This window comes from Sphingomonas sp. SRI_018 (assembly GCF_057586275.1).
In genome coordinates this window covers 252,654-267,034 of sequence record NZ_JBYCZO010000002.1, presented here as the reverse complement: position 1 = coordinate 267,034, position 14,381 = coordinate 252,654, and the positions used below count along the sequence as shown (strand labels likewise).

At 66.2% G+C, this 14,381-nt stretch carries 16 protein-coding genes; 10 read left to right on the top strand and 6 right to left on the bottom strand.

Annotated features, from left to right (window positions below; all coding sequences use genetic code 11):
- Positions 1-49 precede the first annotated feature (49 nt).
- The gene (locus AC2YHA_RS13220; protein WP_487401950.1) at positions 50-1,126 is read left to right on the top strand and encodes an NAD(P)-dependent alcohol dehydrogenase; all 1,077 of its coding nucleotides are present in this window, start codon (positions 50-52) and stop codon (positions 1,124-1,126) included.
- A 309-nt stretch (positions 1,127-1,435) separates the two neighbouring features.
- Here the strand turns inward: AC2YHA_RS13220 and AC2YHA_RS13215 are convergent, their stop codons facing one another.
- Both AC2YHA_RS13215 and AC2YHA_RS13210 read right to left on the bottom strand, forming a co-directional pair.
- On the bottom strand, positions 1,436-1,777 hold the full coding sequence (locus tag AC2YHA_RS13215) for a DNA -binding domain-containing protein (RefSeq protein ID WP_487402309.1): 342 nt from the start codon (positions 1,775-1,777) through the stop codon (positions 1,436-1,438).
- 154 nt (positions 1,778-1,931) lie between these two features.
- Entirely contained in the window at positions 1,932-2,144 is a 213-nt protein-coding gene (locus AC2YHA_RS13210) for a transcriptional regulator domain-containing protein (RefSeq protein ID WP_487402308.1), read from the bottom strand.
- Positions 2,145-2,461: 317 nt separating this feature from the next.
- Between AC2YHA_RS13210 and AC2YHA_RS13205 the strand changes: the two genes are divergently transcribed.
- Both AC2YHA_RS13205 and AC2YHA_RS13200 read left to right on the top strand, forming a co-directional pair.
- Positions 2,462-3,247 (top strand): LuxR family transcriptional regulator, encoded by a 786-nt coding sequence (locus AC2YHA_RS13205; protein ID WP_487401949.1) that lies wholly within the window; start codon positions 2,462-2,464, stop codon positions 3,245-3,247.
- Positions 3,248-3,322: 75 nt separating this feature from the next.
- Positions 3,323-3,679 (top strand): acyl-homoserine-lactone synthase, encoded by a 357-nt coding sequence (locus AC2YHA_RS13200; RefSeq protein ID WP_487401948.1) that lies wholly within the window; start codon positions 3,323-3,325, stop codon positions 3,677-3,679.
- Between the two features lie 234 nt (positions 3,680-3,913).
- On the opposite strand, the gene AC2YHA_RS13195 is transcribed toward AC2YHA_RS13200, so the two are convergent.
- Together AC2YHA_RS13195 and AC2YHA_RS13190 are read right to left on the bottom strand one after the other, a co-directional pair.
- Positions 3,914-5,011 carry an alpha/beta hydrolase gene (locus AC2YHA_RS13195; protein WP_487401947.1) on the bottom strand — a complete coding sequence of 366 codons (1,098 nt, stop codon included), beginning with the start codon at positions 5,009-5,011 and terminating at the stop codon, positions 3,914-3,916.
- 19 nt (positions 5,012-5,030) lie between these two features.
- Positions 5,031-6,275: an MFS transporter gene (locus AC2YHA_RS13190; protein ID WP_487401946.1), complete on the bottom strand. Its 1,245-nt coding sequence runs from the start codon at positions 6,273-6,275 to the stop codon at positions 5,031-5,033.
- Positions 6,276-6,350: 75 nt separating this feature from the next.
- On the opposite strand from AC2YHA_RS13190, the gene AC2YHA_RS13185 reads away from it, so the two are divergent.
- Entirely contained in the window at positions 6,351-7,247 is an 897-nt protein-coding gene (locus AC2YHA_RS13185) for a LysR family transcriptional regulator (protein ID WP_487401945.1), read from the top strand.
- Positions 7,248-7,488: 241 nt separating this feature from the next.
- Here AC2YHA_RS13185 and AC2YHA_RS13180 read toward each other — a convergent pair whose 3' ends face one another.
- Positions 7,489-8,379 carry an alpha/beta fold hydrolase gene (locus tag AC2YHA_RS13180; RefSeq protein WP_487401944.1) on the bottom strand — a complete coding sequence of 297 codons (891 nt, stop codon included), beginning with the start codon at positions 8,377-8,379 and terminating at the stop codon, positions 7,489-7,491.
- Between the two features lie 57 nt (positions 8,380-8,436).
- Between AC2YHA_RS13180 and AC2YHA_RS13175 the strand changes: the two genes are divergently transcribed.
- The 6 genes from AC2YHA_RS13175 (at position 8,437) to AC2YHA_RS13150 (ending at position 13,117) form a co-directional block, all read left to right on the top strand.
- Complete coding sequence (locus tag AC2YHA_RS13175) at positions 8,437-8,937, top strand: winged helix-turn-helix transcriptional regulator (RefSeq protein ID WP_487401943.1); 501 nt, start codon at positions 8,437-8,439, stop codon at positions 8,935-8,937.
- Positions 8,934-9,527, top strand: a complete 594-nt coding sequence (locus AC2YHA_RS13170) for a DsbA family protein (RefSeq protein ID WP_487401942.1) — start codon at positions 8,934-8,936, stop codon at positions 9,525-9,527. Before AC2YHA_RS13175 ends, AC2YHA_RS13170 begins: the two co-directional genes overlap by 4 nt.
- Positions 9,524-10,225, top strand: a complete 702-nt coding sequence (locus AC2YHA_RS13165) for an SDR family NAD(P)-dependent oxidoreductase (RefSeq protein WP_487401941.1) — start codon at positions 9,524-9,526, stop codon at positions 10,223-10,225. The genes AC2YHA_RS13170 and AC2YHA_RS13165 overlap by 4 nt, the downstream gene beginning before the upstream one ends.
- A gap of 5 nt (positions 10,226-10,230) precedes the next feature.
- Positions 10,231-10,704 carry a PaaI family thioesterase gene (locus AC2YHA_RS13160; RefSeq protein ID WP_487402307.1) on the top strand — a complete coding sequence of 158 codons (474 nt, stop codon included), beginning with the start codon at positions 10,231-10,233 and terminating at the stop codon, positions 10,702-10,704.
- 18 nt (positions 10,705-10,722) lie between these two features.
- A complete protein-coding gene (locus tag AC2YHA_RS13155; protein ID WP_487401940.1) occupies positions 10,723-11,748 on the top strand; it encodes an NADP-dependent oxidoreductase in 1,026 nt (341 codons plus the stop codon).
- Between the two features lie 202 nt (positions 11,749-11,950).
- A complete protein-coding gene (locus AC2YHA_RS13150) occupies positions 11,951-13,117 on the top strand; it encodes a hypothetical protein (RefSeq protein WP_487401939.1) in 1,167 nt (388 codons plus the stop codon).
- 13 nt (positions 13,118-13,130) lie between these two features.
- Here AC2YHA_RS13150 and AC2YHA_RS13145 read toward each other — a convergent pair whose 3' ends face one another.
- Positions 13,131-14,360: a tyrosine-type recombinase/integrase gene (locus tag AC2YHA_RS13145; RefSeq protein ID WP_487401938.1), complete on the bottom strand. Its 1,230-nt coding sequence runs from the start codon at positions 14,358-14,360 to the stop codon at positions 13,131-13,133.
- Positions 14,361-14,381: the final 21 nt, after the last annotated feature.

Genomic DNA, 14,381 nt, shown 5'->3' with positions numbered 1-14,381 from the left:
CCAATGCGGCGGGAGCCTATGTTCCCCGCCTTGCCTGAGGAGAGACATCATGGCCGACACAATGCGCGCGACGATCTTCATCGAGCCCGGCAGGATCGTGCTGGGCGAGAAGCCCATTCCCAGGGTCGGGCCGCTCGATGCGCTGGTTCGCATCACCACCACCACGATCTGCGGCACCGACATCCATATCCTCAAGGGCGAATATCCGGTCGCCTCGGGGCTGACGATCGGCCATGAGCCGGTCGGCGTGATCGAGAAGCTCGGCTCGGCGGTGCGCGGATATCAGGAGGGCCAACGCGTCATCGCCGGCGCGATCACGCCGTCGGGCTGGTCGAACGCCTCGCTGTGCGGCTGCGGCTCGCAGGACGGGCAGGACGGCCCGCACGGGTTCAAGGCGATGGGCGGCTGGCGCTTCGGCAACACCATTGACGGCGCCCAGGCCGACTATCTGCTCGTGCCCGACGCGATGGCGAACCTGGCACCGATCCCCAACGGCCTCAGCGACGAGCAGGTGCTGATGTGCCCCGACATCATGTCGACCGGGTTCGGCGGCGCCGAGGCCGGCCGCATCCGCATCGGCGACATCGTCGCGGTGTTCGCGCAGGGCCCGATCGGCCTGTGTGCGACCGCGGGCGCGCGGCTGATGGGCGCCGCCGAGATCATCGCGGTCGAATCGGTGCCGGCACGCGCCGCCATCTCGCGACGGCTGGGCGCCGATCATGTGGTGGACTTCACAAAGGAGGATCCGGTGAGCGCCATCCATCGGATCACCGGGGGCCGCGGCGTCGACGTCGCGATCGAGGCGCTCGGCCGGCAGCAGACCTTCGAATGGGCGCTGCGCGCGCTGCGCCCGGGCGGCACGCTGTCGTCGCTCGGCGTCTATTCCGAGGATCTGCGCATCCCGCGCGACGCCTTCGCAGCGGGGCTTGGTGACCACAGGATCGTCACCACGCTCTGCCCAGGTGGTAAAGAGCGGATGCGGCGGTTGATGGCGACGGTCGAGAGCAGCCGGATCGACACTGCGGCGCTGGTGACGCACCGCTTCGCCCTCGATGAGATCGAAGCAGCCTACGACTTGTTCGGGCACCAGCGCGATGGCGTACTGAAGGTTGCGATCAGGCCGTGACGTTAGCCATTGCAACGCGTTAGGAGGGCGGCTCTCAAACGCGCCACGGCGTTGTATCGAGCAATTATCTGCCTGGCAGCCACATCCGGTTGCACCGGCGCGGCAGATAGCTGGCGCCCTGGCAGAGCGCGTCGTGGACGCGCAGCATCAGCATGAGCCGGCCGGCGCGCGCATCGCGGGGAAACAGCGATGCCTGGAAACGGCGGCGGCGGCAAAGGTGGAGAAAGCGGCGAGATCCGCCAGCGTTGCGGCTTCAACGAGAACAGTTCACCCGGCTCGCAGAACCTGCCATGGGATCAGCCGAGCCGATCATGCACGCCGCTGGAGAAGGTGACGATACCCGCCCCGCGCCATCATCTGCGCGTCGCGCACGAGGCGGCGCACGCGCGAGCGCAGCGAATCGGTGCGCTCGCTCCAGTCGAGCAGGATGCGGTCCTCGCCGAACAGCGCAGCGCCGATCTCGCGCTGGCTAGCGCCTGCAGCGAGTGCGTCGTGAACGCGCAGCACCGTCAGCCAGCGGTTTACCCGCGAATCGCGCGGGAACAGTGAGTGGGCAAAGCGGCCGTGGCGGCACAGCGCGATGAAGCGGCGGAGCGGTAGGATCTTGGGTTCCGCCGAAGCGAAGCCGAGCAGGCGGTAGTGGAGCAGCACGGCTTCCTCGCGCGCGATGCTGCCTTTCTCGACGTCGATTCGGATGCGATGCCATCCGTCGGAGAGCACCGCATGTTCGCGGCCGTCGCCGTCGGTTGCGATCGCCAGCCATGGCGCAAGACGCTCGGTGCGGATGCTGTCCGGGTTCGCGGGATCAGACGGGAGTGCGATGACGCGCAGCGTGCCGGGATCGAGATCGGCATGCCAGATGATCCGGGCCTCGGGCGCAGCGCGGTCCGGATCCTCGGCGAAAGTGGAGCCCCCACTGGATCGGCTCGAACCCTGGAGCGGGGCCGCCGCGTGTCGCCCGGCTCGCCTGCGCGTACCAGGCGATGTAATCGGGATCGCGGCGGAGCCACTCCCACATGAGGCCAGCCCGATCAATTCCGCGCAGGCGAGTATAGCGGCTGCCGTCGCGCCAGTGTTCGGCGCCCTGGTCTTGGCCGTCGCCGATCATGCCTGCGCGAGCAACTCGAGGGCGGCGCAACGGCTACTTGCCGGCACTGAGGGCGGGTCGGGCAAAGCTTGCCACGGACTCCACCGTCTTCGATGCGCGCAACATCTTCTTCGTATGAATTTCACATGATAACGTGATGCAATCGCAAGAGTCGCCGGAGGACGGCGTGAGGTCCCGTTCTCCAGCCCGTATCTGTGGGAAAGGGCGGCCTCGGGACACACGGTGGCTTGAGACGCCGCCCGGGGCTGTGTTGCTGCCCGATGGGCATGCACGGCACGGCGATGCAGTTCATCCGCATCGTCGAGGAAGTAAGGACCGTCGATGACCTGGCCGCTGCGATGCAGGCGGTCACCGCCGAGCTCGGCTTTCAATATTTCGCACTGACGCACCACGTCGACATTCTCGCCGCCGACGGCACGGCGATCCGCATCCACAATTACCCGGACAGATGGGCCGACTATTACGACCGCAACGCGCTGGGTGTGTCCGACCCCGTGCATCGCGCGAGCCATGTGACGAGCGTCGGCTTCTGCTGGTCGCGCATGCCCGAGATGATTCCGCTGACGGCCGAGGACCGGCGCGTGCTGGCGATGGGGCGCGATGAAGGGATCGGCGAGGGCTTCACCGTGCCGGCCCATGTTCCGGGCGAGGCGCGCGGTTCCTGCTCGTTCGCAAGCGAGGCGGGGCGCCCGATCGTGGTCGATCTGCTGCCGATGGCGCAGCTCGCCGGCGCCTTCGCGTTCGAGGGCGCGCGGCGGCTCTGGTCGGAGCGCGGGCACCTGCCCCAACCGCCGCCGCCGGCGCTCACCGACCGGCAGCGCGACTGTCTGCTCTGGGCAGCGCGCGGCAAAACCGATTGGGAGATCAGCCGGATCCTCGGCGTGACCGAAGAGACGGTCGCCCGCCATATCAAGCTGGCCTGCGCGCGATACGGGGTGAGCAAACGAACATTGCTGGCGATCCGGGCGCTGTTCGACGGAACCCTCACTTTCACCGATATCTTCCGACGCTGATATTACCCTTTCCGGGAATAGCGGCCGGCGCCGCGTCCGCAGACCCTTGGCGAACCAAGCCAAGGGAGCTCAGCCATGCTTCATGTCATGCAGTTCGGTGCGCGTCCGGCCTCGGACGGCGTGCTCCGCGCGATGTTCGCCGCGCGCAAGCAGGTCTTCGTTGACCTGCTCAAGTGGGACGTGCCGGTGATCGACGGCGCCTATGAGGTCGATCAGTTCGACGATCCGCACGCGACCTATCTGGTGCTCGCCGACCGGCAAGGCGCGCATCTCGCCTCGGCGCGTCTGCTGCCGACGACGCGCCCGCACATCCTCGACAGCTTCTATGCCGAGCTGTGCGAAGAGGAGCCGCCGCGCGGGCCCGACGTCTATGAGGTGACAAGCGGGATTCTCACGTCCCGGCGCCACCCTCGCGGCGCCCGGTCAGACTAGCTCGAAGCAGGCGATACGCAACCCGTTCGCGGGCGTGGTAGGAATTGCAGCCATTCTGGATGGAGAGGGGAGACGACCCTCAACATACCAGCAAACGACCGACTGCTTTTGATTCGGTGATTGAAGCCGATCCCTGTCTCTGCCTTGAAAGCGCCGCCAAGGTTTCGCGAGACTGGTCCAGCTCCCTTTGATCACGAGGGCGTCAAAGAGCGTGCGCGGAGCCTCGCCTAGCCCTCAACTCATTGCGAGGTGCTGGCGAAAAAACGCCGTGAGCTTGTCGAACGGGATGAGGTTCACACGGTCATACAGGTCGACATGGCCGGCACCCGGAACGATGACCAGCTCCTTCGGCTCAGCAGCCCGCTTATAGGCGTCTTCGCTGAACTCCCGCGAATGGGCCTGGTCCCCGGCGATGAACAGCATCGGACGCGGCGAGATCGTCTCGATATCGTTGAACGGATAGAAATTGACGAAGCGCACCTCGCTCGACAGCGTCCGGTTCTGCGTCTGCTCCAGCGTCCGGCCAGCGGGGATCGCGATGCCGCGCGGCGTGCGGTAGAAGTCCCAGAATTCGCGCGTGATTGCATCGGCGTCTGCCCCCAATTGCACGGGCAGATAGTTCTGGAAGATCGCCTCGCCGGTGGTGAACTCGGTGTAGCGTTGCTCCGCCGCCCTGGCGAGCAAGGCCTTGCGTTGCTCGAGCGACACCGAATGGTTGAGCCCGTTCCGGGTGACCGCACCCATGTCGTACATGCTGACCGTGGCAACCGCCCTCAGGCGCGGATCCAGCTTCGCGGCGCTGATCGAGAAGCTGCCGCTGCCGCAAATGCCGAGCACGCCGATGCGGTCGCGGTCGATGAAGTCGCGCGTGCCGAGATAGTCGACCGCGGCGCTGAACGCCTCTGAATAGAGCTCGGGCGCGACCAGGTTGCGCGGCTGCCCCTCGCTCTCGCCCCAGAAGGGCAGATCGATCGCCAGTGTCACGAAACCCTGCTCCGCCAGCTTCTGCGCGTAGAGCATCGAACTCTGCTCCTTCACCGCGCCCATCGGGTGGCCGACGATGATCGCCGGGCTGCGTCCGCTCGCGCCTTTGGGAGACACAAGGTTGCCGGTCACCTGCATGTCGTATTGGTTCTTGAACGTCACCTTGCGGATATCGACGGCGTCGCTCTTGTAGAAGTTGTTGGCATCGCTGGGCATGGTCTGGGCTCCTGCTTGCGGGATGTTGAGGGCGGAGAGGCCGACGAATGCGATCGCGGCAGCGGCGGTCTTCAGGACCCGGCGCCTGTCGACGGATTTGACGTCGGGTCCGGTGGGAATGCGGTTTTGCATGATGGAACTCCTTTTTCGTTCAGGCGGTCGCGGAGACGGGCAGCGCCGAGGCGGCTGGCCGGCCCGCAACCGAGCGGGAGGCGAGGAACGCAACGACGGCGGACCCGCACAGGATGAAGGCGCTGACAGCGAAGGTCGCCTGGTAACCGCTAGCGTCGAAGATCAGGCCGCCCACCGCGGCGCCCAGCGTGATGGCAAGCTGGATCGCCGCGACCATCAGTCCGCCGCCGGCTTCGGCGTCATCGGGCAGGGTCTGGCTCAGCCAGGTCCACCAGCCGACCGGGGCGGCAGTCGCGATGAAGCCCCACAGGGCCAGCAATACGCCTGTCCCGATGGCGGAGGATCCCAATGCGATCAGCGCCAGGGCGATCGCCGCAAGCGCGATCGGCATTGCGACAAGCAGAGCGTAGAGCCGGTTCTTCAGAACCAGCCCGATCAGATACGTCCCGGCAAGGCCGCTGACTCCCAACACCAGCAGGATCAGCGAGAGACCCGAGACGCTCACCCGGGTAACGGTCTCCAGGAACGGCCGAAGATAGGTGAACAGGGTGAACTGGCCGATAAAGAACAGCGATACCGCCAGGATTCCCAGTGCCACGGTTCGACGCCCCAGGACGCCGAAAGCCGCCATCCGGCTGGACCGGCCCCGTGCGGGCATCGATGGCAGGGTCATGAACAGCCAAGCGAACGTCAGCACCGCCAGCGGGACGACCGAGAAAAAGGCTCCGCGCCAGCCGATATATTGACCGAGAAACGCTCCGAGCGGCGCGGCAATCGTGGTCGCCAGCGCGTTCCCTCCATTGAGGAGGCCCAGCGCCTTGGGCACTTCGTCCTCGGACACCAATTGCATGACGATCGCTGCCGTCATCGACCAGAAGCCGCCGATCACCACGCCGATGAGCGCGCGACCGAGCATCATCACGGGGAAGCTCGGGGCGAAGGCCACGACTGCGCCCGACACCAGCATGACGACCGTGAGCGCCAGCAACAGCGTGCGGCGGTCGATGCGCTGGGTTGCCGAGGAGATGAACAAGCTGGTCAGAACGGCGAAGACGCCGGACACCGCGATCGTTTGCCCGGCCTGCCCTTCGGTGATCCGCAGGTCGGCCGCGATTGGACTGAGCAGGCTGACCGGCATGAATTCGGATGCGATCAGCGTGCCGACGCAAAGCGTCAGCGCGAACACCGCGCTCCAGCTTGCCGGCGGCGAGGGCGCGGCCCGCCGCCCGGCCTCAGCCGGCGAAGAGGTCGTATCGATTTGCATGGCAGCTAGATAGCGGCTGCCACCATCCTCAATTAGACGCTATAATTGGCATAAACCATTAAGTGAGACTTCAAAATGGCTCGTGCGCCGCTAGCCGATCTTGGCGCCTTCATCGCAGTCGCGCGGGAACGCAGCTTCACGCGTGCGGCAGCGCAGCTGGGGGTGTCTCCCTCCGCGCTCAGCCAAACGATGCGCGCGCTGGAAGAGAGGCTGGGCGTGCGCTTGCTCACCCGCACGACCCGCAGCGTCGCCCCGACCGACGCAGGCGAACGGCTGATCGCGACGGTGGGGCCTCATCTGGAGGAAATCGAGACCGGCCTTGCCGCATTGACGGAGCTTCGCGACAGACCGGCGGGCACGATCCGGATCACCGCCGTCGATCACGCGGCGGAAACGATCCTCTGGCCCGCGCTTGCAACCTTCCTGGCGGAATATCCGGATATCAAGGTCGACCTGATCGTCGACAACACGCTGCGGGACATCGTTGCCGAGCGTTTCGATGCCGGCATCCGGATGGGTGAACGAGTCGCCCGCGACATGATCGCCGTGCGGATCGGGCCGGAAATCCGGATGGCGGCCGTCGCCACCCCCGCTTACTTCAAGGCGCACGGCAAGCCGAAGATTCCGCAGGACCTGGCAAGGCATAGCTGCATCAATCTGCGGATGCCTACGCTCGGCGGCGTTTACGTCTGGGAATTCGAAAAGGGCACGCGCGAGATCAACGTGCGCGTCGAAGGGCAGTTGACCGTCAACGACATCGTGGTGATCAGGAATGCCGCGCTCCACGGTCTCGGAATCGCGTTCATGCCCGAAGACATGGCACAGCCTTATCTCGATGCCGGTAATTTAGTCCGCGTCCTGGCCGACTGGACGCCGCCATTTCCGGGTTACTACCTGTACTACCCAAGCCGCCGACAACAATCGCCGGCCTTCGCGTTGCTGGTGGAGGCACTGCGATATCGCGGCAATTGATGGATTGTCCCCAGGCTCCGCTTTCGATCCCGGGATTCTGACGCATTACATCGCCCTTTGCACTACCCTGGACCGACTGAAGGAGCCTTGCTCCGCCTTTTACCGCTCTGCCAAACCGTTGATGCTACGCATGGGGTGAAGGTTGGCCATACACATACGAAGTAGCGAGGGGGCAATCGCGTGTGGGCCTCGGCTTGGAGGTCAACCAAGCGATCATCTGGGCCGTCCATCGCTTGGATAGTCAGCTGAGGAAAGCGAGCGCCTCGGCGATGAAGGTCCGATGGTGCTGGAAGATGCCGCCGTGGCCGGCGTCTTCGTAGATGGACAGCTTCGCCCCCGGAATGCGCCGCGCCAGATCGACTGAATTGACGGTCGGGACCATCAGGTCATCGTCACCATTGGCGACGAAGGTCGGTTGGGTGATGGCACTCAAGTCCTGTGGTGCCTGCGTGCCCCAGGCGTGGATCGCCTTCAACTGCGCGCGGAATGAGCGGATCGCCATCGGCCTGTCGCGGTCCCGGGTTCGCTCCTTCAGCCGGGCGAGGAATGCCTTGGCTGCCTTCCGGCCGTTCGCGGTGCGGGTGAAGAACAGGTAGTATTTCGGATCCCTCAGCGTCAGCGCGCCTTTCACGATCGCGCGCAGCGTCAGGCCGGTCACCTTGTCGATCCCCTCGCCGCCCGCCGGCCCGGTTCCGGTCAGGATCATCCGACGAACGAGCGGTGGTTCGGTCAGCGAGATCTGCTGCGCGACGAAGCCGCCGAGCGAGAAGCCGAGCAGGTCCACCTGATCGAACTCCATCGCGCGAATGAAACAGACCGCGTCGCGCGCCATCTCGGCCACTGTCGTCGGCGTTCGGCCGCCGGACGCACCGACGCCGCGATTGTCGAAGACGATCACGCGGCGCTTCGCCGCCAGGCCGTCGACCACGCGCGGATCATAGTTGTCGAGCGTGGCGCCGAGGTGATTGAGCAGGATCACCGGCACGTCGGTCCGCGGTCCCAGGTCGCGATAGACGAAGGGAACGCCATCGACGGCGATGTGACTGGTGCGAACTTCCGCGAAGGAAGCGGCGGCTGGGTCTGTCATCTCGATCACCCAGGGGCGGTCGGCCTCGCGTCGCCGAGAAGCCACTTGCATATCGTGCTCGGAACATATACTTCAATGATTGAAGTTACAAGTTGAGAGACGATGAAACCCAAATCCTTTGCCGGAATGCGCTGCTCCATCGCAGGCGCGCTCGAGCTGATCGGGGATCGCTGGGCGCTCCTCGTGATCCGCGATCTCTCGCTGGGCCTCAGTCGCTACGACGACTTGCGTGCCAGCACGGGTATCCCCGCCGCGACGCTTGCCGCGCGCCTGAAGCATCTGACGGCGGCCGGCATCGTCGAACGGGTCCGCTATCAGGAGCGCCCGCCCCGCGACGAATACCGCCTGACCGCCAAGGGCCGTGACCTGTGGAAGGTGAGCGTGGCGCTGCGCGAATGGGGAGACCGCTGGGACGCGACCGGGTTCGGCGCGCCGACGATCGAGACCATCGATCGCGACACCGGCCGTCCGCTCGTCCTCGCGCTCGTCGATGCCGAAACCGGGCAGGCGGTGCCTCTCGACCGTGTCCGCCTGCGCCCCGGTCCCGGTGCGGACGAGGCCGTCCGCCGCCTTCTTGATCCCGCCACAGGAGCAGACCGATGAGTCAGCCGATCGAATTCTTTTACGACTTCCGCAGCCCCTACAGCTATCTCGCCTATATCCAGCTGCGCGCGATGGATGTCGACATCGCGCTTCGGCCGATGAAGATCCTCGAAGTGATGGAGAAGGTCGGCAACGTCCCGACTACCATCACCTGTGCCGCCAAAGGGCGCTACGCTCGCATGGACCTGGCGCGCTGGGCGAAGCGCTACGGCGTCACGCTCAACCCGTCGAACATGCGTGACAATGACGGTGATGCATGCTCGCGCGCCGTGCTGGCGGCGGCATCGTCCGGCGAAGCCGCCGCGATCACGCTGGCGCTGTACCGGGCCTGCTGGAGCGAAGGCCAGACGCTCGCGACGACCGGCGAAATCCTCGCCGCGATCGAAGCCGCGGGCCTCGATCCCGCCACCATCGCCTCGCGGATCGACGCCCCCGAAACGGTCGCGCAGCTCGACGCCAACACTGGCGAGGCGGTCGAGCGCGGCGTGTTCGGATCGCCGACCATCTTCGTCGGAGACGCAATGTTCTTCGGCAACGACCGGCTCGATTTCGTGCGCGAGGAGCTCGCGCGATTGAAGGAAGCAGCATGACCGATCCCACCATCAAGCCGCTCGCGCTCGTCACCGGCGTCGGTCCGGGTACCGGCGCCGCAGTCGCGTGGCGCTTCGCGGAAGGCGGCTATCGCGTCGCCATGCTGGCACGCGATGCCGACCGCCTCGCCGCGCTGGAGCAGGAGATTCCCGGCTCGATCGCGGTGCCGTGCGACGTATCCGATGCTGACGCGCTCGAGCGCGCGATCGCGCAAGTCGGCGATCCGAAGGTGGTCGTCCACAACGCCGTCGGCGGCGCGTTCGGCACCTTCGCTCAGGTCGAGCCCGAGACGCTCCAGCGCAATTTCGAGATTAACACGATGGCGTTGTTCCACCTGGCGCGGCTGACGGCGCCGGCGATGATCGCGGCGGGTGAAGGTGCGCTGATCGTTACCGGCAACACCTCGGCCCAGCGCGGGCGCGCGGCCTTCGCCGGCTTTGCGCCGACCAAGGCGGCGCAGCGCATTCTGGCGGAGTCCCTGGCGCGGGACCTGGGTCCAAAGGGCGTCCATGTCGCTTATCTCGTCATCGACGCCGTGATCGACGTGCCGTGGCAGCGGGAGCGCCTGCCGGATGCGGCGGACGACTTTTTCATCTCGCCCGCGTCCATCGCCGGCGAGGTGTTCCACCTCGCGCATCAGCCGCGCGATGCCTGGTCGTTCCTCGCCGAGGTCCGCCCGTTCCATGAGCCTTGGTGAGCGCGATGCCGGATCAGATCGATACAGCGCCCGACGGACTGGCGCAGCTTCGCGCCTTGCTCGACGGCGGGCTGAAGGCGCCGATCGGCAAGACGCTCGGCTTCGATCTGGTCGAGGTGGAACGGGGCCGAGTGGTGTTTGAGGGCACGCCCGATCGCAGCGTCTATAACCCGCTCGGCGCCGTGCATGGCGGTTATGCGGCGACGCTGCTCGACAGCGCCTGCGGCATCGCCGTGCATTCGCAGCTTGGCCCGAACCGCGGACACACGACGCTCGAGCTGAAGGTCTCCTATCTGCGCGGGCTCAGCGAGCACAGCGGAACGGTCCGCGCCACCGGCCGCACCGTATCGGTCGGGCGGCGCGTCGCCTTCGCGGAGGCGACGCTCCACGACGGCGAGGGGCGGCTGTGCGCGACCGCCACTTCGACCCTGCTCGTGTTCGACGTCGAGCCGCGCGGGCGCGGTGCCCTGCAGCCCTGAATCGAACTGGAGACCGTCATGAAGGCATTTGCCATCGACAGCTACAAGGGTCCGCTGACCCTGCAAGAGCTGCCTGACCCGACCCCAGGGCCAGGCGACGTCGTCGTCGAAATCGCTGCGGCGAGCGTCAACCCGATCGACTTGAAACTGCGCGATGGCGACTTCAAGGCGCTCTTGCCCGCCAAAATGCCCCTGATTCTCGGGAATGACCTGGCGGGTACCGTCGTGGCGGTGGGAGCCGGCGTGCGGCGCTTCAAGGTCGGCGACGAGGTCTTCGCCCATCCGGACAACGATCGGATCGGCACCTTTGCCGAACGCATCGCGATCGCCGAGGCCGACCTGGCCCTCAAACCCTCCAGCCTCAGCATGACCGAGGCCGCTTCGCTTCCGCTCGTCGCATTGACCGCGTGGCAGGTGCTCGTGGAGCGCGCCCAGATCAAACCGGGGCAGAAAGTACTGATCCATGCCGGGTCGGGGGGCGTCGGCACGATCGCGATCCAACTCGCCAAGCACTTGGGCGCGACCGTCGCGGCGACCACCGGCACCGGCAATGTCGATCTGGTCAAAAGCCTCGGTGCCGATGTGGTCATCGACTATCGCAGCGAGGATTTCGCCGAGCGGCTGAGCGGCTACGATGTCGTCCTCAACACGCTCGGTCCCGATGTGCTCGAAAGATCGCTCCTGGTGCTGAAGCCCGGCGGAAAGCTGATCTCGATCTCCGGTCCGCCCGATCCGGCCTTTGCCCGGGAGATCGGCGCGAGCTGGATCATGCGCCAGGTGCTGCGCCTCGCGAGCTTGAAGATCCGCCACAAGGCGGGAAAGCGCGACGTCGATTATTCGTTCCTGTTCATGCGCGCGGACGGCGCGCAGCTCAGCGAGATCGCGAAGCTGGTCGACGCCGGCGCGATCCGCCCGGTGATCGACCGGGTGTTCGCGTTCGCCGACACACCCGCGGCGATGGCTAGTGTCGAATCCGGTCGTTCCCGTGGCAAGGTCGTGATCCGGGTCACCGACGATGCGGCGACCGCCGCGCCCGACATTTGAAGACGCGGGAGCTGGCATAGGGATTTGACGCCAGAGCTGCCGTCGCGGGATGTCGGCGTTTGTCATGACATTGCGGAGAAGGTCGTCGCGCTGGGCGCTTGTCGGCGCTGCCGCCGCTGGCTTCAGCGAATCTTGGCATTAGGGAATCCCAAACCTCAGTCGTCTCCGGTGCCGTAAGTCCAAAGATTCGAGCGGAGTCCCATTGTCTCAGGTTCGCCTTACGCGCGCTGAACTCTACAAACTGGTCTGGGCTGAGCCGCTCAACAAGGTCGCCGAGCGCTTCGGCACCTCGGGCCAGCGGCTCAGCCATATCTGCGATGCGCATGCGATCGCCAGGCCGGAACAGGGGCACTGGCTTCGACTCGAGATGGGCAAGCCGGTCAGCGTACGGCCACTCGAACCCGCTCCTGTCGGAATACCGGACGTTATCTCGATCAGCCCGAGCAAGCGACGAAAAGCGCATGCGTCCGCCGAAACTGTCCCATGCGCCCCCGACGCCGATTCTTCCGCGGCATCCACACTCAGGGTTCCGGAACGCCTCGTACGGCCACACCCTCTAATCGCCGAGTGGATCGCCACGCGCGAACAGCAAGCCCGCAAGAAGGAGCAGGTCTACGATCCCAGGCTGAAGCGGCTCGTCATGCCGACGCCGTTGACGGCGGCCGACCGGCGCCGCTTTCGGATCGCCGACGCGATCTTCAAGGCAGTCGGGAAGCAAGGCGTGCAAGTCAGGAAAGGCGAGCGCCGCGAACTGCTGATGGTGCGCGGCGGTGAGCAACTCACCTTCCAGCTGCGATATCGGCTCAAGCGAGGGCAGCGGCAGCTCACGCCGGACGAGCTGCGCTGGCGCGGGCCGGACGCAGAGAAATGGGTCTACGAACTCTACGAAACCGACGCGCTGGTCTTCGAGATCAAGACCTGGCTCCCGAGGGGAACACGCGCCGAATGGGAGGATTCGAAGCGAGCGACGCTGGAGCAGCAACTCGACGATATTGTCGTCGGGATCATGGCGGCGTTCCCGGCGCTCGAGCAACTCCGCAAAGAACGGGAGGAGGATCGCCGCCGAAGTGAGCTCGCTGAGCGCGAACGACGCGACCGGGAGAATGCGCGCAAGCTCGATGCGGCCCGCTTCCGACGCCTGCTCGAGCTGGCTTCCGCCTGGCGCGAGGCCGAGCTCGCCCGCGCGTTCCTGGCGGCTCTGCGGGAGCGGCTGCCGACGGACGCGCTCCCGGTCGCCGGCATCGAAGCCGCCGACTGGCTCGCTTGGGCCGAGCGGAAAGTCGAGGAGCACGACCGGCTCAATCGCGGCGCCGGGTCCGTCTTCGAATCGATCGCCGAGGTTACTTTGTGGACCTACCCCGATGCGTGACGACTGAAGCGCTCTAGCCGCGCCGAGCGCCGAAGTTCGGCTTCAGGACCTTCGCGCCATCGCGGAGATGATCGAGGTGATCCGACCAGTGCTGCATCATCCGCACCCGCTCGTCCCAATATTCGCCGCGGGTATAGGCGCGGCGCACACCGTTGTTCTCCATATGCGCGAGCTGGCGCTCGATCGCGTCCGGGTTGAACAGACCCGACTCGTTGAGGAGCGTCGCCGCCATCGCGCGAAAGCCATGCGCGGTCATCTGGTCCTGCTTGAAGCCGAGCACCCGAAGCGCGGCATTGACGGTGTTCTCCGACATCGGCCGCCGCGGCGAGCGGAACGACGGGAAGCAGTAGCGTCCGGCGCCGGTCAGCTCGTGCAACTCCTCGAACAACCCGACCACCTGGGTCGAGAGCGGGACTCGATGAGGGCGCCGCATCTTCATCTTTTCCGCCGGGATCGCCCAGACAGCGCGCTCGAAGTCGAATTCGCTCCATTCGGCCTGGCGCAGCTCGCCCGGCCGGACGAACAGGTGGGCGGAAAGCCGGAGCGCATAGAGCGTGATCGCGTGGCCGCTATAGCCTTCGATCGCCCGCATCAGCTCGCCCGCGCCCTTTTCCGTGGTGATCGCCGCAAGGTGCTTCACCTTGGGAACGGTGAGCGCGCCGCGGAGGTCGCGCGCCGGGTCGTGCTCGGCCCGCGTCGTGGCGATAGCGTAGCGGAACACTCGGCTGAGCACGCTGCGCATCCGGCGCGCGCTCTCGTAGCGGCCGGTGGCCTCGACCGAGCGGAGCACCGCGAGCACTTCCTGAGCGGTGATCTTGGCGACCGGCCGGTTGCCGAGCTTGGGATAGGCCTTGGCGAGCAACCAGCGGACCTTGCTCAGCGTGACCTCGGCCATCCCTTCGCGTTCGTTCTTGGCGACCCACTCCTCGGCGACCAGCTTGAAGCTGTTCTCCTCGGACAGCTTCTCGCGAGCGGCCGCGAGCTTGGCCTCATGCGAGGGGTCGCGGCCGGCCGCGATCATCCGCCGCGCCTCGTCGCGCTGCCCGCGCGCGTCGACGAGGGTGACCTCCGGCCACGCGCCAAACGAGAGTGTCCGCTGCTTGCCGAGATGGGCGTAGTTGAGCCGCCAGAGCTTCCGGCCGTTCGGTTTGACGAGAAGATAGAGCCCGGCCCCGTCGGTGAGCTTGTATTCGCGCTCGCGCGGTTTGGCGTTTGCGATGGTCGTTGCGTAGAGTCTTCCCATGGTATCGGCCCGTCCATGCGG